At 65.1% G+C, this 23,035-nt stretch carries 23 protein-coding genes and 2 tRNA genes; 13 read left to right on the top strand and 12 right to left on the bottom strand.

Annotation, left to right across the window (positions count from 1 at the left end; translation table 11 throughout):
* Positions 1 to 123: 123 nt before the first annotated feature.
* From ACQR1I_RS11390 to ACQR1I_RS11375, 4 genes are all read right to left on the bottom strand, one after another.
* A complete protein-coding gene (locus ACQR1I_RS11390; protein WP_172107934.1) occupies positions 124 to 669 on the bottom strand; it encodes a response regulator in 546 nt (181 codons plus the stop codon).
* 316 nt (positions 670 to 985) lie between these two features.
* On the bottom strand, positions 986 to 1,765 hold the full coding sequence (locus ACQR1I_RS11385; RefSeq protein WP_434864684.1) for an NAD kinase: 780 nt from the start codon (positions 1,763 to 1,765) through the stop codon (positions 986 to 988).
* 203 nt (positions 1,766 to 1,968) lie between these two features.
* Complete coding sequence (locus ACQR1I_RS11380) at positions 1,969 to 4,116, bottom strand: CHASE2 domain-containing protein (protein WP_434864683.1); 2,148 nt, start codon at positions 4,114 to 4,116, stop codon at positions 1,969 to 1,971.
* Between the two features lie 18 nt (positions 4,117 to 4,134).
* On the bottom strand, positions 4,135 to 4,818 hold the full coding sequence (locus tag ACQR1I_RS11375; RefSeq protein WP_434864682.1) for a hypothetical protein: 684 nt from the start codon (positions 4,816 to 4,818) through the stop codon (positions 4,135 to 4,137).
* Between the two features lie 234 nt (positions 4,819 to 5,052).
* Here ACQR1I_RS11375 and ACQR1I_RS11370 point away from each other — a divergent pair, with 234 nt between their 5' ends.
* On the top strand, positions 5,053 to 6,624 hold the full coding sequence (locus ACQR1I_RS11370; RefSeq protein WP_434864681.1) for a S10 family peptidase: 1,572 nt from the start codon (positions 5,053 to 5,055) through the stop codon (positions 6,622 to 6,624).
* A 7-nt stretch (positions 6,625 to 6,631) separates the two neighbouring features.
* Here the strand turns inward: ACQR1I_RS11370 and ACQR1I_RS11365 are convergent, their stop codons facing one another.
* On the bottom strand, positions 6,632 to 8,020 hold the full coding sequence (locus ACQR1I_RS11365) for a serine hydrolase domain-containing protein (RefSeq protein WP_434864680.1): 1,389 nt from the start codon (positions 8,018 to 8,020) through the stop codon (positions 6,632 to 6,634).
* Between the two features lie 146 nt (positions 8,021 to 8,166).
* Positions 8,167 to 8,712, bottom strand: coding sequence for a tetratricopeptide repeat protein (locus ACQR1I_RS11360; RefSeq protein WP_434864679.1), 546 nt, complete (start codon positions 8,710 to 8,712; stop codon positions 8,167 to 8,169).
* A 293-nt stretch (positions 8,713 to 9,005) separates the two neighbouring features.
* On the opposite strand from ACQR1I_RS11360, the gene ACQR1I_RS11355 reads away from it, so the two are divergent.
* From ACQR1I_RS11355 to ACQR1I_RS11340, 4 genes are all read left to right on the top strand, one after another.
* Positions 9,006 to 9,464 (top strand): hypothetical protein, encoded by a 459-nt coding sequence (locus ACQR1I_RS11355; protein WP_434864678.1) that lies wholly within the window; start codon positions 9,006 to 9,008, stop codon positions 9,462 to 9,464.
* Between the two features lie 164 nt (positions 9,465 to 9,628).
* Positions 9,629 to 10,069, top strand: coding sequence for a hypothetical protein (locus ACQR1I_RS11350; protein ID WP_434865123.1), 441 nt, complete (start codon positions 9,629 to 9,631; stop codon positions 10,067 to 10,069).
* Between the two features lie 281 nt (positions 10,070 to 10,350).
* Positions 10,351 to 11,064, top strand: a complete 714-nt coding sequence (locus ACQR1I_RS11345) for an outer membrane protein (protein WP_434864677.1) — start codon at positions 10,351 to 10,353, stop codon at positions 11,062 to 11,064.
* Positions 11,065 to 11,260: 196 nt separating this feature from the next.
* Complete coding sequence (locus ACQR1I_RS11340) at positions 11,261 to 11,500, top strand: hypothetical protein (protein ID WP_434864676.1); 240 nt, start codon at positions 11,261 to 11,263, stop codon at positions 11,498 to 11,500.
* A 160-nt stretch (positions 11,501 to 11,660) separates the two neighbouring features.
* Here the strand turns inward: ACQR1I_RS11340 and ACQR1I_RS11335 are convergent, their stop codons facing one another.
* Positions 11,661 to 11,909 (bottom strand): hypothetical protein, encoded by a 249-nt coding sequence (locus ACQR1I_RS11335; protein WP_434864675.1) that lies wholly within the window; start codon positions 11,907 to 11,909, stop codon positions 11,661 to 11,663.
* A 180-nt stretch (positions 11,910 to 12,089) separates the two neighbouring features.
* Between ACQR1I_RS11335 and ACQR1I_RS11330 the strand changes: the two genes are divergently transcribed.
* Positions 12,090 to 12,197, top strand: a complete 108-nt coding sequence (locus ACQR1I_RS11330) for a glucose transporter (protein ID WP_434864674.1) — start codon at positions 12,090 to 12,092, stop codon at positions 12,195 to 12,197.
* 105 nt (positions 12,198 to 12,302) lie between these two features.
* Here the strand turns inward: ACQR1I_RS11330 and ACQR1I_RS11325 are convergent, their stop codons facing one another.
* From ACQR1I_RS11325 to ACQR1I_RS11315, 3 genes are all read right to left on the bottom strand, one after another.
* Positions 12,303 to 12,803, bottom strand: coding sequence for a hypothetical protein (locus ACQR1I_RS11325; RefSeq protein WP_434865122.1), 501 nt, complete (start codon positions 12,801 to 12,803; stop codon positions 12,303 to 12,305).
* 255 nt (positions 12,804 to 13,058) lie between these two features.
* Positions 13,059 to 13,133 (bottom strand) — tRNA-Thr (locus tag ACQR1I_RS11320).
* A 195-nt stretch (positions 13,134 to 13,328) separates the two neighbouring features.
* On the bottom strand, positions 13,329 to 13,787 hold the full coding sequence (locus ACQR1I_RS11315; RefSeq protein ID WP_434864673.1) for a hypothetical protein: 459 nt from the start codon (positions 13,785 to 13,787) through the stop codon (positions 13,329 to 13,331).
* 310 nt (positions 13,788 to 14,097) lie between these two features.
* Here ACQR1I_RS11315 and ACQR1I_RS11310 point away from each other — a divergent pair, with 310 nt between their 5' ends.
* Positions 14,098 to 14,556: a hypothetical protein gene (locus tag ACQR1I_RS11310; protein ID WP_434864672.1), complete on the top strand. Its 459-nt coding sequence runs from the start codon at positions 14,098 to 14,100 to the stop codon at positions 14,554 to 14,556.
* 52 nt (positions 14,557 to 14,608) lie between these two features.
* The gene (locus ACQR1I_RS11305) at positions 14,609 to 15,070 is read left to right on the top strand and encodes a hypothetical protein (protein ID WP_434864671.1); all 462 of its coding nucleotides are present in this window, start codon (positions 14,609 to 14,611) and stop codon (positions 15,068 to 15,070) included.
* A 57-nt stretch (positions 15,071 to 15,127) separates the two neighbouring features.
* Here the strand turns inward: ACQR1I_RS11305 and rlmB are convergent, their stop codons facing one another.
* Positions 15,128 to 15,958 (bottom strand): 23S rRNA (guanosine(2251)-2'-O)-methyltransferase RlmB, encoded by an 831-nt coding sequence (rlmB, locus tag ACQR1I_RS11300; protein ID WP_434864670.1) that lies wholly within the window; start codon positions 15,956 to 15,958, stop codon positions 15,128 to 15,130.
* A gap of 218 nt (positions 15,959 to 16,176) precedes the next feature.
* Here rlmB and ACQR1I_RS11295 point away from each other — a divergent pair.
* The 5 genes from ACQR1I_RS11295 to ACQR1I_RS11275 all read left to right on the top strand — a co-directional run bounded on the left by ACQR1I_RS11295 (position 16,177) and on the right by ACQR1I_RS11275 (position 21,005).
* Positions 16,177 to 16,262, top strand: a tRNA-Tyr gene (locus ACQR1I_RS11295).
* Positions 16,263 to 16,457: 195 nt separating this feature from the next.
* On the top strand, positions 16,458 to 17,318 hold the full coding sequence (locus ACQR1I_RS11290) for a class II aldolase/adducin family protein (RefSeq protein ID WP_434864669.1): 861 nt from the start codon (positions 16,458 to 16,460) through the stop codon (positions 17,316 to 17,318).
* Positions 17,319 to 17,403: 85 nt separating this feature from the next.
* Positions 17,404 to 17,673, top strand: a complete 270-nt coding sequence (locus ACQR1I_RS11285; protein WP_434864668.1) for a hypothetical protein — start codon at positions 17,404 to 17,406, stop codon at positions 17,671 to 17,673.
* Positions 17,674 to 17,764: 91 nt separating this feature from the next.
* The gene (locus ACQR1I_RS11280; RefSeq protein ID WP_434864667.1) at positions 17,765 to 18,910 is read left to right on the top strand and encodes an NADH:flavin oxidoreductase/NADH oxidase; all 1,146 of its coding nucleotides are present in this window, start codon (positions 17,765 to 17,767) and stop codon (positions 18,908 to 18,910) included.
* Between the two features lie 199 nt (positions 18,911 to 19,109).
* Positions 19,110 to 21,005, top strand: a complete 1,896-nt coding sequence (locus ACQR1I_RS11275; RefSeq protein WP_434864666.1) for an acyltransferase family protein — start codon at positions 19,110 to 19,112, stop codon at positions 21,003 to 21,005.
* Between the two features lie 119 nt (positions 21,006 to 21,124).
* On the opposite strand, the gene ACQR1I_RS11270 is transcribed toward ACQR1I_RS11275, so the two are convergent.
* Positions 21,125 to 23,005, bottom strand: a complete 1,881-nt coding sequence (locus ACQR1I_RS11270; RefSeq protein ID WP_434864665.1) for an acyltransferase family protein — start codon at positions 23,003 to 23,005, stop codon at positions 21,125 to 21,127.
* Between the last annotated feature and the right edge of the window lie 30 nt (positions 23,006 to 23,035).

Below are 23,035 nucleotides of genomic sequence, written 5' to 3'. Positions count from 1 at the left end.
CTCGATATCCTCAGGTGATGCCGACCAACGCAACCATGTTGACGTGAAGATTCATAGCCGAGGAACCCGACCTGCTGTGCGGCCATTCCCGGACGGCGTTAACAGAGACTCACTGCTGCGCCGTCAAACTGCGGAGCGCGCTTTATCCAGAAGTGACGGCTGCTGGAAGATCTCAGCCTCGCCACCGATCCGGCGCTCGGGACCGATATAGGCGGTGTTGGTGTTGCGGCGGCGGTCCGGGCCGAAATAGGTCTTGGTCTTGATGAAGGGCCGGGGATTGGCGACCACGTTGAGAATACGCTGGTAGAGGCCCTTCGCCGAAATCGGCTTGGCCAGAAACTCCGTGACCCCGGCATCGCGCGCGACGGTGACGCGGCGCTTCTCCGAATGACCGGTCAGCATGATGATCGGCGCGTAGGGGTTTCCCTTGGCCTCCGGCTGGCGGATCATCTGCGCGAGCTCGAGTCCATCGAAGATCGGCATTGCCCAGTCGGTGATGACGATGTCCGGCGAGAAATGGGTGTACATTTCGAGCGCGGTGGCGCCGTCCTCGGCCTCGTTGACCTCGCGCGCGCCAAACGAGTGCAGCAGCGTCCGCAGGATGCGGCGCATGTGCGGGTTGTCGTCGCAGACGAGAAAACGCAGCTTGTTGAAGTCGATGCGGTACATTTTGGCCGGCCTGAAGGCATCACCAATGAAGGTGGTCAATGCGCATTAACCATACGGAGCACCGGGTTAACAAAGCGTTGCGGGTGGGGTGTTTCAGCGGCGTTTGGGTGGAAGACGCGTCGCTCTTTCGGCTGTCATTCCGGGGCGCGCGGAACGCGCGAGCCCGGAATCCATAGCCACGAAACCCGCTGACGCACACGGGTCGTGGGAATCGTTCAACAACGGCCGCCTGTGGCTATGGATTCCGGGCTCGTCGCTTCGCGCCGCCCCGGAATGACGGGAGGAGAGAGCGGGGGCTACGCTCTGCAGTCGCGTGTCAGTAGCCGAACTGCTCGCTCAGGATCCGCTCTTCGAGGCTGTGGCCGGCGTCGAACAGCATCCGCATCGAGATCGTCTTGTCGGAGAGCACCTCGACACGCTGGACGTTGCGGACCTCGTCATGGTCGGCGACGGCCGCGACCGGCCGCTTGTCGCCTTCGAGCACCTCGACGATCACATAGGCTGTGTTCGGGAGCAGCGCGCCGCGCCAGCGCCGCGGACGAAAGGCGCTGATCGGCGTCAGCGCCAGCAGCGCGGCGTTGATCGGCAGGATTGGGCCCTGCACCGAGAGATTATAGGCCGTCGAGCCAGCCGGCGTCGCCACCAGCACGCCGTCGGCGATCAGCTCGGGCATGCGCTCGCGCTCATCGATCAGGATGCGCAACCGCGCGGTCTGCGCGGTCTGGCGGAACAGATAGACCTCGTTGATGGCGTGATGGATGTGAACCACGCCGTTGGCGTCGGTCGCGCGCATCAGCAGCGGGTGGATCACCGATTCCTGTGCCGCCTCGAGTCGGCCGTGCAGGTCGATGGCCGAGAACTCGTTCATCAGGAAGCCGACCGTGCCGCGATGCATGCCGTAGATCGGCTTGCCGGAGCGCATATGGTCGTGCAGCGTCTGCAGCATCAGGCCGTCGCCGCCGAGCGCCACCACCACGTCGGCGAGGTCCGGATCGGAATTGCCGTACAGCGCCGAGAGCTGCGTCAGTGCGGCCTGGGCCTCGGCACTCGGGCTCGCGACGAAGGCGATCCGCTCATATCGCTTGGGCGTGGTCATGCGTCGCAAGGCTCGCTGGTCGGTTGCCGGATAAGGGCGCCGTGTCGTCTACCCGACCTTGGCCGTGCTTGTCCATCGTCGCCGGTATCATGGTTCAATAGGGCCGGGTTGAGGGCCGATGCCGCCCGGAATCGGGCGCATCGTCGCGCCATCATGTCCGATCATGTCTCTTGCAGACGGGCAGGGGACTTGTCATCGCGACGTCATTTTTCCTGCAGGCTGCGAACGGGGTCCCATGCGGTCGAGTCGTCCTGGAGCGCGGCGGTGGCGCGCTCGGCAAACAGCGCGCTCGGAGCGTCGTTCGCTGCTCGTGGTGCGAAGCAATCGCAGGCCCGTTGCAGCTCGCCTGCGCGCCAGTGCGCAAGCCCGGCCGCATAGCCGTCGAGCAGCGCGCGTTCCGGGGAAGACAGCTCGGCGGCGCGGCCGTGCAACTCGTAGATCTTCAGCGACTGCTCGCGACCCTTGACACGGATCGTGTCGAGCTCGCGCCATGCGAATTCATCGCCGGCGAGCGCCACCGTGCTGTCGGACGCGATGATCGTGGTGCCGTAGAACTTGTTGGCGCCTTCGAGCCGCGAGGCGACGTTCACCGCATCGCTCATGACGGAGTAGTTGAAGCGGCGTTCCGAGCCGAAATTGCCGACCAGCGCAGCACCGCTGTTGATGCCGATGCGCTGCGCCACCTTGATGCCCTGGAAGGCCGTCGAGGTGCGGTTGAGCTCGGCGAGCCGCGCCTTGCAGTCGAGCGCCGCGCGCGCGGCGCTCCTGGCATGATGGGGATCATCGAGCGGGGCGCCGAAGACCGCGACGACGGAGTCGCCGATGTATTTGTCGACGTAACCGTCATGGCTTTCGATGACGTCTGATATCGCCGAGAGATATTCGTTGGTCAGCGCCATCAGCTGCTCCGGCGTCATCTGCTCGGCGATGCGCGAGAAGCCCTCGATGTCGGAGAAGAACACGGTGACCTCGCGGGTCTCGCCACCGAGCTGCGGCAGCCGGTGCGAGGCTAGCATGCGGTCGATTTCGCGCGGCGCGAGATAATAGGCGAAGCTCTTCTGCAGCAGCCGGCGGTCCTTGTCGGTGACCATGAAGCGATAGGCGGTCGTCGCCGTCAGAGCGAGCAGACCGGCAGCGAGCGGCTCTGCGAGGGGCAGCGCATAGGCATGGTTGAAGAGCGTGGCGGCGAGCGCCGTGTAGAGAACGGAGAGTGCGGCGAGCAGCGCGGCCGCAGAGACCGGCCGCAGCAGCCGCGCCAGCAGCGCGCCAAAGAGGGCAAGAACCGCGGCAATGGCGAAGATCGCAGGGCGGCTCAGTTCGATCGTGGCGTCCTGCCGCACCAGATTGTTCACTGCGGTGGCGTGGATATACACGCCGGCGATGGTGCTGCGCGCAAAGGTCTCGGCCACCTTGCGTTCTTCCAGCACGCAACGCGGCCGGCGTGCGCCCTCGGCGCGGGTCGCGAACCGCTTCGACGTCACGCGCCGGTCCTCGATTCCGACGGTGCCGATCAGGACGACCTTGCCGGCGAACTCGCGACGGAAATACTCCTTGTCGCCCTTGAGCGCGCAGGCGCGCAGATCAGCAAAGGAGTAGGTCGGAATGTCCTGGGCGCCGCCGGCGAAATTCAATGTCATGGTGCCGGGCACGCTGCCGGGGACGCGGTAATCCCCGAGTGCCACGCCATCGGCCGATATGGCTGGCGCTGTGCCGATCGCGCGCGCCGCCAGTTCGAGCGCCATGCTCGGCACGGCCTTGCCGTCTGCGCTCAGCGTCAGCGGATGGCGGCGGACCACGTCGTCGCTGTCGGTGTAGGTGTTGAGCGGCCGCAGGTTCTGCTGCTGACGCACCGCAATGCGCTGCCCGGGAGCGGGGAGGATCGGCGGCTCGCCGAAGATCTCGCCCAGCACGACCTTGCTGCCGGCGGCTGCTGACGCGAGCGCGCGCAGAAACTCGCGATCGAAGCCGCGCGTCTTGTCGCCGAGCGTGGAGTCGCCGAGCGGAATCTCCGACTGTTCGATCGAGGTCTGGAACACCATGTCGAAGCCGGCCACCTTGGCGCCGCCCTCGATCACCGCCGACAGAACCCGGCCGATTTCGCCGGTCCAGGTTAGCAGCGGCGCGCCCTTGAACGGCGGCGCCTGATAGCTCTCCTCATCGATCGCGATCACGACCGCCGGGCTCGTCACGGCGTCCCAGCGATTGCCGAACAGCTCGAAGCGCAGCCAGGTCAGCGCATCCAGCGACAGGCCGCGGCCGCGCTCGAACGCCGGCGAGACGAACAGCCCGGCGCAGCTCAGCGCAATGGCGATCACGGCAAGCGCGTCGCGCGTCCGGCGTCCGATCGCCACCTCTCTCGGCTCTCAGTTTCAGTTGAGCCGGATCAGTCGACCGACCGCGGGGCCGGGCCCCGCCTTGGCCTGCGCGTCGACCTTGAACACCAGTCGCGCAGCGCCGAAGCTCGCAACATAGATCCCGCCTGGCGTCAGCGGATGGCTGGTGCCTGCAAAGTCGTAGAACCGGCCCTTGTACTGCCGGCCCGACAGTTCGATCTGCTGGCGCTCGCCAGGCTGATCGAGCCGCTCGACGACCAGGGTGCCGCTCCCCTTGGCCTCGACGATTGGCGAGGCGCCATAGATGACGGCTTGCGCCACCGGCGGGTTGTCCGACCCGAGGCTACGCACGATGGTCGCTGCCACCTCGCTGGTCTCGCGCGTCGTCGCCTGGGCATGGCTGGCGTCGCAATTGACGATGTCGCTCTTGAGCGTCGCGCCGTCGACCTTGCTCTCGGCCGGGCCCACCGTCACGTTGCCGGAGCCGCTGACCGTCTCGCGGCGGCATGATTTCAGGTAGCTCATGACCACAGCGCCGTCGGGCCCGAGCTTGATCACCTGGCCGGGCGCGACATAGTCCATCAGCTCGGCGCCGGCGACCTCGCCCTGGACGTCTTCGACCAGCGCGGCCGGAGGCCCGGCCCAGGCTGCCGTCGGCCCAAGGAGAGCCGGTGCGGCGAGCCCGGTGAGGGCCGCGACGATGAACGTCGGGTACTTCATGATGAACTCCGTGATCGCAACCGGCGGCGCGGCTGTTGTCCCAAGATTGGGACGTCGGACGGGACCGAGAGGTTCGAGCGCATATCACAACTGCAGGGAACAGGCACTCGCCCCGACGTGACCTGGATCACGGAAGAGTTGGTTGAGCTTAATCCGCAGCCGCGGTTCATGCGGCGGGAAAAGAGCGGTAGCTTTCGACCGCTTGTGTCGCACGCGGCCAGAGGAGTGGTTTGGATGAGCGGTTCGAAAGCTTGCTTGATGCGGAATGCCCTGCTGGCCGCGACAATGACTGCGTTTGTCGCCGTCCAGGCCGTGCGCGCCCAGGACGCTCCGCCGGCGGCTCCGGCTCATGCCGAGTCCAGCACCCCGCGCACCGGCTCGGCGGGGGATCGGTCGGCCAACGCGCCCGGGTCGTCAGCTGCCGCCGAGCAGCACAAGCTGCCAGCCGATTCGACCACCACGCACACTCTGGAACTGCGCGGCCGTACGCTGTCGTTTGCTGCCACCGCCGGCTCGATCCGCCTGTTCAACGAGAAGGGCGAGCCGCAGGCGGACATCGCCTACACCTCCTATCAGCTCGACGGCACCGACCGCGCCAGCCGTCCCGTCACCTTCTTTTTCAATGGCGGACCGGGGGCGTCGTCGGCCTATCTGCAGCTCGGCAATGCCGGCCCGTGGCGGATCGGGATCGATGCGGCCAGCGTGACGCCGTCCGCGAAGCCGGATCTCATGCCCAATGCCGAGACCTGGCTCGACTTCACCGATCTCGTTTTCGTCGATCCCGTCGGTACCGGTTACAGCCGCTTTGTGGCATCCGGCGAAGAGGTGCGCAGGCGCTTCTACTCGGTCGATGGTGACGTCCGCTCGCTGTCGCTGGTGGTGCGCCGCTGGCTGGAGAAGCACGACCGGCTGGCGTCGCCGAAGTTCATTGCGGCCGAGAGCTATGGCGGCATTCGCGGTCCGAAGATCGTCTATAACCTGCAACACGATCAGGGCGTCGGCGTGAGCGGTCTGATCCTGCTCTCGCCGCTGATGGACTTCCGCGACTATTCCGGCTCCAGTCTGATGCAATATGTCGCGAGCCTGCCGAGCTATGCGGCCGTCGCCAGGCAGATCAAGGGGCCGGTGAGCCGCGCCGATCTCGCAGATGTCGAGCGGTACGCCAGCGGTGACTTCCTGCTCGATCTCGTGAAGGGCGAGGCCGACGTCGAGGCGACCAACCGGCTCGCGGACAGGGTCGCGAGCCTGACCGGAATCGACCAGGCGGTCAGCCGGCGCCTGGCCGGCCGTTTCGACATCTCGGAGTTTCGCCGCGAGTTCGACCGCAAGAATGGGCGCATCACCGGCCGCTATGATGCCTCGGTGCTGGGCATCGACCCAAATCCGGATTCGAGCCGCTCGCGTAGCGGCGATCCCTCAGGTGACGTGCTCACCGCACCGCTCACCAGCGCTGCGGTCGAGCTGACCACGCACAAGCTCAACTGGCGGCCCGACGGGTCGTATGAGTTGCTGAACGGCGCCGTCAACAGCTCGTGGGATTTCGGCCGCGGCATCAGCCCGCCGGAATCGGCCGGCGACATCCGGCAGATCATGGCGCTCGATTCGAAGCTGAAGCTCCTGATCGGCCACGGCCTGTTCGACCTCGCCACGCCCTATTACGGCTCGAAGATCCTGCTCGACCAGTTGCCGGCCTTCGCCCGCCCGCCGCGGCTCAAGCTCGTGGTCTATCCAGGCGGCCACATGTTCTATTCCCGCGACGACGCGCGCAAGGCGTTCCGCGGCGAAGCCGAGGCGCTGATGAAGTAGGGCAGCGTCAGGCATCCTTCTTCCGGCGGCCCTTCGGGTATGTCCGCTCCATCTCCGCCCTGACCACGCGCTCGGGCCGCACCCGCGCGCCGGCGAGCCAGATCTCACTGACGCCGGTCTTGGTGCGCACGCGCCGGACTGGTTCGCCATGGCTCGCATAGCCGGCGGCCTGCACGATTCGCCCGGTGTCGCGGCCGGTCGGCTCGATTCGCGCGGCGTCGATGAACGGATTGATGAAGTTCGGATTGGCGACCATGACCTGGGTGCCGAAGGGGACAAGGTCGACCGCGCCCCACAGCGTCCACCAGCGCCCCGTCCAGTCCCGCGTCTTGCGCGAAGGCGCGCCATGCTGGGCAAAGGCCTGCAGGATGAACTTGGCGCCATTGGCCCATGCCGGCGCCCAGCCGTCGATGGCATTGGTCAGAACGGTGATCGCAAGTTCGCGGGCGGGGATGACCGACGTGCGCGAGATATAGCCCTGGAAGCCGCCGCCATGGCCGAACCAGTCGAAGCCTGCGGTGGTGCCGCTCATCAATGCAAGACCGTAATAGGCCTCCTCGATGTCCTGCGGGACGCGCCATTGCCGCCGGACCATCTCGCGCCGGCTCGCGACCGAGAGCAGGCTCTTCTTTGCGTTGGGCGCGAGCTGGGCAAAGAAGCGGGCGGTATCGGCTGCGGTCGCGACGACCCCGGCGGCCGCCATGATCGCGTTGGTCGGATTGTCGCCGGAAATCACCGCGCGCCGCCCGAGCGGCTGCTTGCGTGAATGGCCCCGCGCGAATGGCACGGACTTGCCGAGCAGCGCCATGTCCGGCGCGCTGTCGCGCAAGCCCAGTGGGGTCATGATTTCGCGCTGCAGCCAGACGGCGTAGGGCTCGCCGGTGATGGCCTCGATCACCAGCCCGAGCAGGCCGTAGCCATGGTTGGAGTATTTGAAGCGGCTGTTCGGCTCGATCGCCGGTGCGAGTCGCAGCTCGGCGAGCAGTTCGTCCTTGTCGAGATAAGGCCGCCCGTTGGTGAATTGGCTGGAATCCTTGCCGTCCCGGATCAGTCCCGCCGTGTGCGACAGCAGCTGGCTGAGCGTGGCGGTCGCGACGTCGGAATGCAGATCACCGACATGGTCGCCGACCGCATCGTCCAGCTTCAGCCGCTTCTGCTCGCGCAGGCGCATGATCCCGGCGGCGGTGAACGCCTTGGTGTGCGAGGCGATGCGGAAACGATGCCGCGGCGTCAGCTTCTCGCCGCTGTCGAGATTGGCGGACCCATAGGCTGCTTCCATGACGATCTCGCCGCGATGGGCGATCGCGAGGATGCAGCCGGGCTGTTCGGAGACCTCGACCTGAAAGGCCAGCCAGTCCTTGATGTAACCGAGTGCTGCGCCAAGCCAGGGCTCCACGAGGCAATCTCCCGTTCAAAAGGCATGATCAATATTCAAAGATGCAAGCTCTCATCCATAACGGACGAATGGCCGCGGACAAACGAAAATGGCGCAACCCTTTCGGGTTGCGCCACTGTCGTGACCGGGGCTGGAACGATCGCGTCTTAGTAGACGAGGCCGGTGCCCGGCTGCTTCTCGAGCGCGTCGGCCAGCGAGCGATATTCAGCGCTGTTGGTGCCGGCGAGCTGTGCCACCTTGTCGAGGTGATACTTGGCCTGTTCGCGGTTGCCCTGTTCGAGCTGCCACAGGCCGTAATACTGCCAGGTGCGCACGTGGTTCGGATCGTCCGCCAGGGCCTGCTCGTAATACTGCTTCGAAGCCTGGTAGTTGCCGAGCTTGCGGTAGGAGTAGCCGATCAGGTTGGCGACGTCGGCGACGTCCTCACGGTTCATCGCCTTGAGCTGCTGGATCGCGGTGGCGTAGTCGCCACGATCATAGATCGAGGTGTAGGCCGTGCGATAAGCCGCCAGGAACTTCGGATCTTCGATGCTCGAGCTCTTGTCCTTCTTCTTCTTGGACGAATCCGACGCCGGCGGCGGAGACGGGGTGTCGCTGCCAGCGGCATAGGCCTTCGACAGAAGCAGCGGCCCGGAGGCCACGGCCATCGAGAACAGCGCCAGCGTGGCAATCCTGATCGCAGACTTTTTCATTCGTATCTCCCGAGTTGTCGATCCAACAGGTGGTGACTGCATGCGGAGAAGAACTTCCGCAGCTGCGAAATATTCCCGGTCGTTTGCGCGGATTTTGCGCCGCGATCGGTTCATTATACTGGCCACATAATGACAGGCTAGTCATCTCGATGACTATCCCTTCATGTCCATGAACTGAATTCGTCGCTTTACTTCACGGCAGGTTCAGTGCCGGTTCCCTATCGTCGTTTCCATGATCACGAGCCCATCCAGACTGGATGGTGCCTCCAGATCTTCACATCACGGAGACGACCATGCTGAAGACAATGTCCGTTGCGCTGCTCGCCGCTTCGATCCTGGCTGCGCCTGCGTTCGCCGCTGGTCCTGCAAAAACCGATGCATCCGCGAAGTCCACGCAGACCACCGGAGCCGCCACCATCAAGACGGATGCGCCAAAGGCGGGCGCCAAGACTGATGTCAAATCCGATGCCAAGACCGATGCCAAGACCGGCTCCGTCACGCAGGCCGGCGACAAGGTCAACGAGACGAAGCCGACGGTCGACAAGCCCAAGGGCAAGCCGCATGCATCGCTGCTCCGCCACAAGCATCGTCACGTCGCGCATCTCCGCCATCACCACAACGTGAAGGTATCGCACGCTGCGGTGAAGACGTCGGCGGTCGCCAAGGCGGGCATCGACAAGACGGGCATTGAGACGGCCAGCCACAAGAAGGTGAGCTTCAAGCGCGTCACTCCGGCGACCCGCCGCGGCTGATCCCTGCGCATGCCGTGACGTCAATCAGTTTGTCGCCGGAGCGCCGAGAGGTGTTTCCGGCGACAGTCGTTTGACCAGCCGGGACGCGGCGCTGATTTCACTCGCCGCCGGCTTGGGCTAGAAGCTCGGGCGACGGGGATCGTTGAGAGTTGGACGCCGTGGCGATGGGGACGATGAACTGGTGGCCGGCGGCGATGCTGGCGCTGCTGCTGACGGGGTGTGCCAGCGGCGGGCCCGCGGCATTCGTCGCCGAGGACAATCGCGGCATCTCCTATACCGATGATCGCGGCGTCTCGAACCAGCCGTTTCCGGCCAACTACCGCAGCGAGTTGCTGGCGTACCTCAAGACCTACATCAACAATCCGGTGGGCGTGCGGGACGGGGCGCTGGCCGAGCCGGTGCAGCGGACGGTCGGTGGCCGGCTCCGATACGTGACCTGCCTGCGTTTCGCGGCCCGCAACTCCGATGGCAGCTATCCGCCGCCGCGAGAACGCGCAGCGGTCTATGTCGACGGCCGGTTCGATCGCCTGATCGAGGATGCCGCTGAGCTCTGCGGGGGCGCGACTTACACCTCGTTCCCGGAGCTGGCGGCTCTGACGCGGTAGCCGCCCTTTTTGCAGGTCTGGCACGTCGTCGCAGGGGCTTGTCGCAGCGCTGCGCCATCACAAGTACGAGACAGGTTCAAACGCTTTGCCGCCTCACCGCGACCAAATGTCGGGCGAGGCGTGCAGCTTCACGGAATCTTCGGGAAGCCTATGGAACAAAAGGCCTTTGTTGCTCCCTGGTGACACGCGCTGAGCAATCACAGCTGCGTCACCGCCATCGCGCAACCCAAATGCGGCCATGATGTTCGATAGATGTCGCAAACGAATAACGGGGACGTCCCATGAAACGGTTTTTTTTGAGTGCAGTGGCTTTGACTGCTTTGGCCGTGCCGGCCTTCGCCGCCGACATGCCCGCGCGGACCTACACCAAGGCGCCGGTCTACACGCCGCCGCAGGCGATCTATAACTGGACTGGCTTCTATATCGGCGGTCATCTCGGCGGCGCCTTCGCCGGCGCCAACAGCCTCGATGGTAACAACGGCCGCTTCCTTGGTGGTGTCCAAGGCGGTTTTGACTACCAGTTTGCCCCGAACTGGGTGCTGGGTATCGAAGCCCAGTACAGCTGGATGGACCGGAATACGACCAATTTCGGCTTCCCCGGCGCGACGCTCGTGACGGCCACCGGCGCGAACCAGCTCGGCTCCGTGACCGGCCGCCTCGGCTACACCTGGGGTCCGGCGCTGCTCTACGCCAAGGGCGGTTACGCTTGGCGTGACGGCAACGGCCTCGGCGTCAGCGTGGCGGGTGTGCCGGCCGGCTTCACCACCAGCGGTAACAGCAAGGATGGCTACACCGTCGGCGCCGGCCTGGAGTACATGTTTGCGCCCAACTGGTCGGCCAAAGCCGAGTATCAGTACTATAATTTCGGCAACACCACCTTTACGAGTGGTCCGGCCCCTGTCGTGGGCAGCCGGTTCAACAACGATGAGCACACCGTCAAGGTCGGGGTGAACTACCGCTTTGGCTGGGGCGGACCGGTCGCCAGCAAGTACTGATCGCATCGCCGGGACGGCGACCAATACGGCCAGATGAGGCAGCGCCCGCGTTTCGACGCGGGCGTTTGGCTGTCTGGGGGCCGGGAGGGTCGGGTTCTCGAAGGCGTTCACGCAGTGCAAAAAAAATTTCACACCTCCGTGAAACTTTCGTCACCAATTGCTATTATGAGTGCGCCGGTTTGATGGATCATCCCACATGCGTATCTTGGTGTCCCTGCTGTTGCTGTCGGCGGCTACTTTGCCGTGCTCCGCCCAAACCGTCCTGAAGTCCGAACCGTTGATGCTGGCCCCTTACGAGGTGGCGCTGGTGCAAGCCGCGTCGTGCCCGTCGGGGAAGGTGCTGAAGGTGACCGGTGCAATCCGCGGCGTCAGCCGCAAGCGCGCCTGCGTCGCCCTTCCATCCGAAACCGCATCTCTGGCTACGGCGACGCCGTAGAGCCGGATTTCATGGCGACCTCGCAGCGGGCAGCTCTGGCTGCCCGCTGATCGCGGCCTCGTCTGCCGCAAGCTTCCCTGAGACAAGTCTCTCCAAGACAAGCCAGCCCCGTAACGAGAGCGGTCGGCCCGCTCGTCCGGTCCTGCCGACGCCGCCCGGATCAGGACGCGAATGGGATGTTGAATTCCTGCTCCGCCTCGGCGCGGTTCCGCCAGGGATCTTCCTCCGGCTCGGCAGCGCAGGCCCTGATCTCGTAATCATTGTCGAGTTGTAGCTGGGCCGTCGACCGGCCGGCGCTGATCGTCACGTCCACCACAAGCCCGCTCTGCCGCGCCAGCCGCCACACGTCGGCCTCGGTCGGGTACGCCTTGCTCATCTGGGCGTCATTGCAGAACAGGGCATAGGGCATTCCAAGCAACTCCAGGTCGGTGGAGAATGAACCGAGGATGAACAGGGGTTGTAGCGACACCCGGGCATGTTTTGGGCCGGAAAACGGCCTTTTCGGTCCCGGCGAGTCGTAAACGAGTCCTAAATTTTTGGAAAAAGAATCCGTGGGACTCCGGGGCTAGAATCGCCGGATGGTTAAGCCATGGGAACCGATCTCCACATCTTCTGCGGGCGGATCCAGCTCACGCTCACCTTTGGGCTGCTGCTTGCCTGCGTCGCCAATCTGGCGCTTCTGTGCGCGTGGCTGTAGCGCCAGCGCGTCGGTTTCCGGCTTCATTCGAAGGGTTTTTTGCTCAGTGATGATAGGGCGAGGGCTCGCGTGGATCTCGATCCCCGGGGGAGATTCTTGTGGGTCTCAATCCTCAGGGATCACGGTCCCGGCGGCCGAGGCCTTCAGACGCGCCAAGGTTGTGCTGAAATACTCTTGCCGCTCTCGATTGAAGCGCTCCTGGTGGGCTCGAAACCGGGCCACGCGGGCGCGGATTTCCGTTTGCATGTCGCGCTGCAGATCCAGCTGCGAAGCGATGCTGGTGAAGTGCTCCGATGCCGGCTTGGCCGGGCGCATCGGGCTGGCTTGTCGCGCGCCGGCTTCGCCGCCGATGGTCCTGACGGGCTCGGATGGGGTCGCTCCGGACGACAAGGTGTCGGAACGCGCGGCCAAGGCTGCACCGGTGGGAGCCCGCTCTGCCACCGGCGGAGTGGTGCGCGCCAGCGCGGTCTGTTGCGGTGTCACCGGCGTGCCGACCGGCACGGACGGCAGTTCGAACTGCGCGAAATCGGCCGGCTTGCCGGTCACCGACTGCACGAACGCCATCGTCTGCGCGATCAAAGCGTCGCGCTCTTCCTTCCAGCTCATGACGCCCGTTCCCCCGTCGCTGCCACAATTGCAGCAAAGCATCGGTTGCAAATCAAGCTGGAACACCAGCAGCTTCTGGGGACAAGTGAGAGTCGTGCATGAGTTGTGACAACATTGTTGCCACAGTTGAGGCGCGCGATGCCCACGCGCACAGCCCGACAGGCTCAAGTCGGAGCGGACAAGGGTGGTACCTAACGGCGCTTGCCGTGCATTGGTCGCCAGCAAGAGGGCCATCGCCGGCCACGTTGCGTCGGATGGTGCCGGCTGAGGGGATTGAACCCCCGACCTTCGGTTTACAAAACCGCTGCTCTACCGCTGAGCTAAGCCGGCGAATGCGCCCGGAGACGTCGATATCGGGTGCAGTGGAGGTCTCGCAGGCCAAGCCTGACGACGGGCTCCGAAGCGCGGTGTTCGTACCAGAGTTGATGAAGCGAGGCTACTGCCATGGGCATGTCCCGCACTCTCGTCCTGGCACGCAAAAAGGGCGGCCGTTCGGCCGCCCCTGACGCTGCGCCGCTTGCGGCGTTACTGGCAAATGTGCATCGCGCCGTCGCTGCCTTTGAACAGCGTGCCGGGGCGGCAGACGAGGCCGTTGCGGGCGGCGTAGCTGTTCCAGTCGCCGTAATAGCCGTTCTGGCCGCGATCATAGCTCTGCTGACCGAAGCGGTACGGACCTGGATCGTAGGCGTAGGCATCGGCGGTACGGAAGGGCGCCGTGGCGACCGCGCCCGCGGTGCCGATGGCGGCGCCAGCCACGCCGGCGGCTGCGCCCACGGCGCCTGCGGCGACATCCGCCGGCCAGAAGCCGGTGCCGCGGCGATTCCAATCGTTATTCCAGCCATTATTCCAGCCGCCATCCGCGCGCTGCTGCATCATTGCGGCGTCATGGCGGGCCATGTGGCGGTGGTGCATGTCGCGCGCCATCGCCGGGCCGGCCAGCGCGGTCGCGAGAACAGCAGCCCCGAGAATTGCAGATCTGATCATGGAATACTCCGTCGTTGAGCCCCATCTCCTAAGTACGATCCGGCTGCGGTGTTCCGCCGCCGCCCTCAATGTTTTTGCATGAGCTACGCGCTTCTCCTGCCGTGTCGCGCCATGAGAGATCGGGAGGCTCGCTGCTGCGTGCCGCGCGCTCTTCGCCACCACGCTTTAACCCTGCCGAGCAAAGCATCCTGGGCTCATTAACCCGGACGAATGGCCGACGCGTTAGGCTTACCTGCAGATCGAGCCGCGCGCTTAACCCATGGCGGCGCGCGTTGCGGTATTGATAGTGCGGCAACCAGGGCGTGAATTCATGCGTTTTGCACCGGCTCTTGCGATTCTGATCGGCACGGCATCGCCCGTGCTCGCCAGCGAAGGCTTTGAGATCGTGATCCCGCAGCGGCCGGGCGTGCCCGTGGTCATCAACGGCGTCGATGCGTCCTATGCCGTTGTCGAAGGCCAGTTCGGCCTCGGCAAGGGTCATCACATCCAGCCGCGGGTCTATGGCGGCCGGCCGTACGATCCGGAGCCCTATGTCGGCCATTACTATCCGTCGCTCGGCTCGAAGCCGGGCTATGGCCGCATGGAGATCGAACCGCCGGCCGATCGCAAGCTGCCGAAGCCTGCGGAGAGCTATTCCCGCTCATGGGGCGCCGAATCGAGGATGCAGCCGGCCGAGCCGGAGGTGCCGATGTATCCGCCGCCCGTGATCCTGGCGCCGCGCGAGGGCCCGCGCGATGACGGCAATCGACCACCGGCCTATCTCCGCTGAGCCGGTCCGGAACAGTTCGAAGATCAAGAAAACAGATCAAGAGGAGAGAGTCATGCGTCCTACGATTTCTGCACTTGTCGGCTTTGCCGGCCTTGCCCTCGCCGGCAGCGCGCCCGCCATGGCCTGCGGCTATTCGTCATGTGCGCCCTGCGGCTATGCCAGCCCGTGTGCGCCGACCGTCAGCTATCAGCCGACCTACACCTATCATCACGATCACGGCTACGGCTCTTCTGCTTGCGGCAACTGCGGTGGGCAGTACGAGCGCCTGGCGGAGCCGACCCGGCAGTACTACTACGTGAACCAGGGCCCGACCTACAGCGGCCCAGGCGCGTTCGCGCCGTATCCGGCCTACCAGGAGAATGCGATCCCGGTCTACCGCTACCACCATCGCCACCATGCCTATGAGGTCACGCGGGTTGCGCCGGCGATGGTCTACGGCCATCCCCACACCGCCTATCGCTGGGGTGCCTCGTCTTATTATCACGGTCAGCGCGTGCTGCGCCGCTACTACTGACCAACACGATCGGCTCGATCACGCAACGCCCGTGCGCCTCACGCGCGCGGGCGTTTCTCATTTCGGCATCAGGCCGAGCCGGCTCGCGCCGACATAGAGCGCGAGCACCGCGGCATTGGAGACGTTGAGGCTCTTGATGGCGCCGGGCATGTCGAGCCGCGCCACCACGCTGCAGGTCTCGCGCGTCAGCTGGCGCAGGCCCTTGCCTTCGGCGCCGAGCACGAGCGCCAGCGGCTGGCGCAATTCCACCGCGGCGATGTCGATGCCGCCGGCGCTGTCGAGCCCGACCGTCTGGAAGCCGCGCTCGTTGAGCCGGGTCAGCGCGCGGGCGAGATTCTGCACCGTGATGATCGGCACCAGCTCGAGCGCGCCGGATGCGGACTTGGCCAGCACGCCGGTCGCCTCCGGGCTGTGCCGGGCGGTGGTGACGATCGCCCTGACGTCGAACGCCGCCGCCGAGCGGAGAATGGCGCCGACATTGTGCGGATCGGTGATCTGGTCGAGCACCAGGATCATGCCTTCGGGGGACAGCGTGTCGATGTCGGGTGAGGGCAGGGGATCGGCCTCGGCGAGCAGCCCCTGATGCACGGCATCCGGGCCGAGCCGCTGGTCGATCTGGCTCGGCCGCACGATCTCTGGCGTCACCCGCGTCTCGATCCGCTCGTCGGCCAGCCGGCGCGCCGCGTTCTCGGTCAGGTACAGCTTGCGAACCTTCCGCTTCGGATTGCCCAGCGCCAGGGTCACGGTGTGCCAGCCGTACAGGATCACCGGGCCGTCCGGGCCGGATTCGCGCTCCCGCCAGGCTTGCGGCCGCTCGAAACCGCGCGGTTTGCCGGGGAATTTGCCGCCCTGACGGCGGAAAGGGGGCTTTCGATCGCGTTCGCTCATGCCACGAGCTTCTGTCACGGCCCGCGGATTCTGGCAATTTGGCACCGCGCGCTTGGGAAAATTCGTCGTCCCTTGGTTGACTTTACGGCCCCGCTTCGATCATAAGGGCCCCGGCCGCGCAGCGCCCCTCATCCGGGCCCCGCGGTCTTACCGTCTCCATGGCGCTGATGGTCGCTCAACCGCTTGTTCCGCGGTCCGCCGTCAACTGCCGTCGATACGGGGGAGTGTCCCGAGTGGCAAAGGGAGCTGACTGTAAATCAGCCGCCTCATGGCTTCGCAGGTTCGAGTCCTGCCTCCCCCACCATCGGCTACTGATTGCGATGAAATCTTGATCCCTGTCGGTCGTGGTTGCGGCCGTGAATCTGATTCACCTGCTGGTGAAAATACCTCATTTGTCAAAATCCATCTGCGTGGTCAGAGCTAACGGGTTGGAGTCCGCAGCGCGCGCTGACGTCGATGCCTCGCCGCCGCCAACCACATCAAATGACCGAGGCTTGCCATGCTCGAAGACCATCACGATCGGCCGGCTGTCATTGATCTTCCGCCGGATAGCGCTGGCCGGAAGCGAATCTCGATCTATCAGCCGGAGACGGCGGGGCAGATTTTCCCGGAGATCCCGGAATTTGCGAACCATGCGGAAGAGCGGGCCTATCGCAAACAGCATCTCGTCGCGGCATGCCGCGCGTTCGCGATGCACGGCTTCGACTACGGTTTCGCCGGCCATTTGACCGTGCGTGATCCCGAGCGTCCGGAACTCTACTGGACCAACCCGATGTGCGTGCACTTTTCACAGGTGAAGGTGTCCAATCTCATCCTGGCAGATCACAAGGGCAACGTCATCGAAGGGCGTCACGCGATCAATCGCGCGGGCTTTGTCCTGCATGGTGCGGTCCATGAGGAATACCCGGAGGTGATGGCGATGTGCCATGCACACACGGTGTATGGCACCGCGTGGTGCGCGACCGGCCGGCCCTTGGACATGATCAGTCAGGATGCCGCCGCGTTCTATAAGAGCCATGCCGTCATCGGCGCATCTGCAGGCGCCGTTGCGGTCGAACAGAAAAGCGGCGTGTCGGTGGCCAAGGAGATCGGCCGCAATCGCGGCGTCCTGCATCAGAACCATGGGCTCCTGACGACCAGTCACCACAGCATCGACGACGCTGCGTTCTGGTTCATTGCCCTCGAACGCGCCTGCAAGCAGCAATTGCTGATCGAGGCTACCGGCATCAAGCCGAAGCTTCTGTCGGAGAAGACCGCAAAGTACAGCCGCGAGCACGTCGGCAGCGACTACATCGGTTGGCTGCACTTCCAGACCCTCTACGGTCAGATTGCCGAGACCCAGCCGGACATGTTCGAATAACGAATATGTTCGCGACGGGCGCCGGTCGCGCCTGAGGACGATCTTCAACTTCACACGAGATAACGTACGAAGAAAAGTCGAGATCATGGATACACGTGCGTTCGAAGCGTCACTCACGGCGGACGGCTACACGGAGATAGAAACAAAGACCCTTGCTCCCACCCCCGCAAATGGCGAGCATGTCCATCATTTCTCCGTTCGAGGTCTCGTGCTCGACGGAATCTTCACGGTCATTCGTGGTGGGGATGCCGTGTCTTACCGCACCGGGGAGGTCTTCGCCGTACCCGAAGGTTGTCTTCACTGCGAAGAGATCGGTCCCGCCGGCGCGCGTGTCGTTGTTGGCCGCAAGTATTAAGAAGGAAGGCGAGCTTGCCCTTCGTCATGAGCCTGTCCGGTGATTTCGGAGATCGACGTATAGCTCTTCATCTCGCGCCAGGCTGAAGTCCATGCCAGACTTGTTCTCACCGTACACACTCAAGAGTGTGACCGTGCGCAATCGCATCGCCATGTCGCCAATGACGATGTATCGATCCACCAACGGCCAGGTTTCAGACTTTCATCTGATGCTCCTGGGGTCGCGCGCCGCTGGCGGGTTCGGCCTCGTCTTTGCCGAGCAGATCGCAATTCAACCCGATGGCCGCACCAGCATGAGCTGCGCCGGCCTCTGGGACGATGCACAGATGGACGGCTTGTCGAGGATCGTGCGCCTCGTCAAGGACATGGGGGCGGTGCCGGCGATCCAGCTCGGTCATACGGGTCGCCGTGGCAGCGAGACAAAGCCATGGCAAGGCAGGACACAGCTGCCGCCGAGCGATCCGGACGGCTGGCAGGTCCGCGGTCCATCTCCGATACCGCATGGGCGGCGGTATACACTGCCGGTTCAGGAACTGAGCGTCGAAGACATTCGACACATCATGCGCGCCTATGCGGATGCAGCGCGCCGCGCAGCGGAGTGCGGTTTCGAGTGGCTCGAAATGCACTTTGCCCACGGTTATCTCGGCTCGAGCTTCTTTTCGCCACTCGGCAATCAGCGCACGGATCAATATGGCGGCTCGCGCGACAAGCGTCTGCGCTTCCACCGGGAGGCGCTCGACGCGGTACGCGAGGTCTGGCCTTCGCAGCTCCCGCTGACGGTGCGCCTGGGATCCGATGACTTCAACGAGAATGGGATCCGCTTCGATGACGCGATCTGGGCAATTGCGGAATTGAAGAAGCATGGTCTTGATTTCGCAGATATCAGCCTCGGCCTGAACACCGACGACATGAAGGATGTCCCGTTCGATCAGGTTGGCTTCATGGTGGAGCGCGCGGCGCGCGTGCGCCGCGAAGCCGCAGTCCCGGTGGGCGTCAGCTGGAATCTCGGCATTCCCGCTGCGGCCGATCGGGTCATTCGCGAGGAGCTGGCGGATATCGTGTTTCTCGGCCGGCCTGCTCTTGCCAACCCGCATTGGCCTTTTTGGGCGGCCCAAGAGCTTGCTCACAGCGATCCCGTTTCACTCCTGCCGGAGGACTGGAGCTGGTGGCTGCGAAACAGGCCCGGGCCTGAGGGCTCGATCGGCTGGCCGCCCGTCGCTTCGCGAACGGGGCGATGATGACCAGACCGTCGGAATTCCGCGTGCTCGGAGTTGCCGAGCAGGGCGCCGCCATCGCCCGCGGTTTGATTCAATTCGGCCACGCTGCCGCCAGCGCGCGGTCATCGGATGGATCCGATGACGTCATCGATGTTTCCCGCTGTTGCCACGGGTGTCTGCGCATCTCGTTCGCCTCGGACATCAGGCGGGATGAACCACGTTGGAACGCAGTCATCGTGCAGACATCGACGCGCTCAGGGCGGTCGCCGTCGTCATCGTCGTTCTCTTCCATCTGAAAATCGCTGGTTTCGAGGCCGGCTTCGCCGGTGTCGACATCTTCTTCGTCATCTCCGGCTATCTGATCATCGGCCAGATCCTGCGCGACGTCGCGGCGGGGCGTTTCTCGCTGTCGGACTTCTATCTGCGCCGGGCGCGGCGGCTGCTGCCCGCGCTGATTGCGACGATTGCTGCGTGCTTCGCCGTCGGCTGGCTGTTTCTGTCGCCCGATGCGCTGCGGCAGCTCGCCAAGGAGGCGACGCACGGACTGCTGTCGATCTCCAACGTCCAGTATTGGCGCGAGGCGAGCGCCTATTTCGCGCCGAGCGCCGATCAGCTGCCGCTCTTGCATCTGTGGTCGCTATCGCTCGAGGTGCAGTTCTATGCCCTGGCGCCGTTGCTGCTGATCTGGGCCGGCCGCAGCCGTTTTTTTCGCGTCATCGCTGCCATCGGCGCGCTGTCCTTCGTCGCGGCGGTGCTGTGGCTGCCGCAGGACGCGGACGCGGTGTTCTTCCTGACGCCGTTCCGGGTGTTCGAATTCGGGCTCGGCGCGCTCGCCATTCCGCTCGAGGCGCGGCTTTCGTCTTTGCCGCGCGCGCGAACGATCATGGCGGCGTGGGGAGACATCGTCCTGCTCGGCAGTCTCCTCCTGATCGGCCGCGCCCAGGCCTATGCGGGCGTCGCCGCGCTCGTGCCATGCGTCGCCGCCGCGATCATCATCGCCGCCAATGCGCCGACATCGCTGGTGATGGCGCGCCCGGTCCGGGCGGTCGGCGCCGCGTCCTATTCGCTCTATCTCGTGCATTGGCCGGTGATCTTCTTCGTCCGCTTCATCATTGGCGATGCGGCAGAGACGGTGGCCGGACTGGCCGTGCAGCTCGCGCTGATTGCGGCGCTGACGACGCTGCTCTACACGGGCGTCGAGCGCCCGATGCGTCGGCTCGCCTGGCCGCGCTGGGCGCAGGCGGCGAGCTTCGCCAGCGTCGTCGTGGTCTGCGCTGGGCTCGCGCACATGACCTTCCGCGCCAACGGCATCGTCTCGCGGCTGGCCGACGACCAGCTCGCGCTATCGGAGCTTCAAGGCTTCGGCCTCAACAAATGCGGCCGGACTCTCGGCCGCCTCTGTGCGTTCGGCGATCTCGACGGCACCCGCGGCGTCGAAATGCTCGGCGATTCCTATGTCCAGCAATATGTCGCGGTGCTCGATGCGTCCCTGAAGACGCGCGGCATGATCGGTCATGTCTCGACCCTCATGGACTGTCCGACGCTCGCAGGCCTGACCGCGCGAGGGCCGCGCGCACGCGTCTGCGCTGAAAACCGAGACAGCGAATTGCCGCGGATCCAGCAGTCGCAGGCCGATTTCGTCATCATCGGACAGGCGTGGCACAAATATCTCGATCTCAGCGGCGGCCCCGAGGCGGAGGCGCGCAACGCCGACGTGGCCGCGCATCTCGTCGAGACCGTCCGGCTGCTCGATCGTCCGGGCCGGCACTTCCTCGTCATCGGCGGCCAGGTCCGGCCGGTCAATTGCGGCTTCGATCAGTTGCGCATGCTGCCCGGGCCGCTGTGGCACGCTCCGGCAAAGCCGTGCGATGCGGTGCCTCGGAGCGAGGCGATCGCAGCGAACCGCACCATCGATGCGGTCCTGGCGCAGGCGATCGCGCCGCTGCCCAAGGTGGCGCTGTTGAAGCCCTCGGAAGTGTATTGTGACCAACGCTGTCCGGTGGTGCAGGATGGCGTCTGGCTGTTCCAGGATGCCGGCCATTTCACCGTGGCGGGGGCGCTGCGCATGGGCGAGCGTGCCGCTCCGATCTTTGCGGCGTTCCTGGCGGATGATTAGAGCATGATCCGGAAAAGTGGAATCCGGTTTTCCGACAAGATCATGCTCAAACAAAGAGATGAGATCATGTTGTGTTTCCAACGAAACGCAACATGATCTAGGACGGCTGGCGAGGCCGCTCAGTCGCTCCTGCGCGCGGCGGCGGACAAGACCTGAGAGGCCGCGACGATGCGCGCGGCCACGAGCTCGGATCCCTGCGCGGTGAAATGACCCTCGTCCCAGGCCAGCGGCGCGCCGTCTTCGGCCTGCAGCACGCAATGATTGCCGGGGCAGAGCAGCGTCAGAAGCGGAACGTAGTCGGTCTGCGACACGTCTTTTAGTAGCCCCCGCAGGAAGTCGTCGGTCTCGCGCGGTAACTCCACCATGTGTCCGTCCGCCCGAACGCCGAATCGCGCGGTCGCGATCAGCAGGCTCGGCAGCGGACGATCGAATTGCGGGCTCGGGCCAACCACCATCACACGGCTGCCTGCCGCGGTGAGCGCCCCGATCGTGGTGAGCAGGCCTGCCCGCGCGGCCGGTCCCATCACCGTGCGCGACCAATTGGCCGAGAGGATCACGATGTCGGGTGCGAGATCGCGCACCAGGCCGGGGAGGCGGCCGTTGAAGTCGGCGCACGCGGTCGACTGACCCGGTTCGACATAGGGGACGCATCCCGCCATCGTCGCGCGCAGCAGCGTCGATTGCGGCAGTGCCCGCATCAGCCCGTGCGCGAGGTGCGCGGCATGGCTGTCGCCCCACAGCAGGATGTTGCGGCGCGGACCCTTGGCCAGGCAGGCCGGCTGCAGCGCTGCGAATGTCTGGGGCGAACTGAGGAAGCAGGTGCCGTCCTCATAGACACGGCTGTGGTCATAGCGGATGTATTCCGCGATCGCCTGCTGCTGCGGCGACAGGCGCGCCGGAAAGCCGGACCAGACGATCATGACCGCGCTGGCCGCCAGCGCGACGGCGCCGGTCGCGGCCAGCGCCCGCGCCGTCACCGGCCATGCGGCGCGTCGCGCGGGCTGCTCGATGAGATAGAAGCTTGCAAGCGCTAGACTCGTGCAGGCGCCAAGCAGCGCAAGCTTGTCCATCGCCGAGCTTGGCGGCCCCCACACCGCCGTGGTCAGCGACACGACCGGCCAATGCCAGAGATAGAGCGAGTAGGACCACAGCCCGACCGCGATCATCGGCCGCGTCAGCGTCAGCACGGTCCTGTTCACGGCCGGATTGCCCCAGATCACCGCGGCCGTGCCGAGGCAGGGCAGCAAGGCGGCGATGCCGGGGTAGGGCGTGCGCGGCGAGTAGATGTTGGTGGAAATGCCGAGCGCGATCCATCCGAGCGTCGTTGCCGCGATCCGCAGCCGCTGATCCCGCAGCGCGGGCACCGCTTCAACCGCAAGCAGCGCGCCGAGCGCGAGCTGCCAGGCGCGTGCCGGCAGCAAATAGAACGCGGCCGCCGGCTGGGTCCGCGTCTGGATCACGCAGAGCAGGAACGAGACCGCACAGATCGCGCCGAGACTCGCGAGCATCAGCGCACGCCGCTGCCTGAAGACGGCGAGCGCCAGCGCCGGAAATAGCAGGTAATACTGCTCCTCGACGCCGAGCGACCAGGTGTGCAGCAGCGGCTTGGTGATCGCAGCCGCGTCGAAATAGCCCTGTTGCAGCCAGAACAGGATGTTGGAGGCGAAGGCCAGCACCGCCAGCGCCTGCTGCGCGACGGACACCGTCTCAGGCGGCAGCAGAATGATGCTCGCGCCGAGCAGCGTGGCGCACAGCATGGCGAAGGCCGCCGGCAGGATGCGTCTGGCGCGGCGCCGGTAGAAGGCGGCGAACGAGAACGTGCCGTCGCTGACCTCGTCGCGGATGATGCGCGTGATCAGGAAGCCGGAGATGACGAAGAACACATCGACACCGACATAGCCGCTGCGGAACGGCGGGATGTCGTAGTGGAACGCGATCACCGAGAGGACCGCGAAGGCGCGCAGGCAGTCGATGTCGGGACGGTAGTCAGATGAACTCAAGATGGCTGTCCGAAGGCTCGCTTGCGGTTG

The organism is Bradyrhizobium sp. HKCCYLS2038, assembly GCF_051167655.1.
Taxonomy (GTDB): Bacteria; Pseudomonadota; Alphaproteobacteria; order Rhizobiales; family Xanthobacteraceae; genus Bradyrhizobium.
This window is presented reverse-complemented; position numbering and strand designations above follow the sequence as displayed.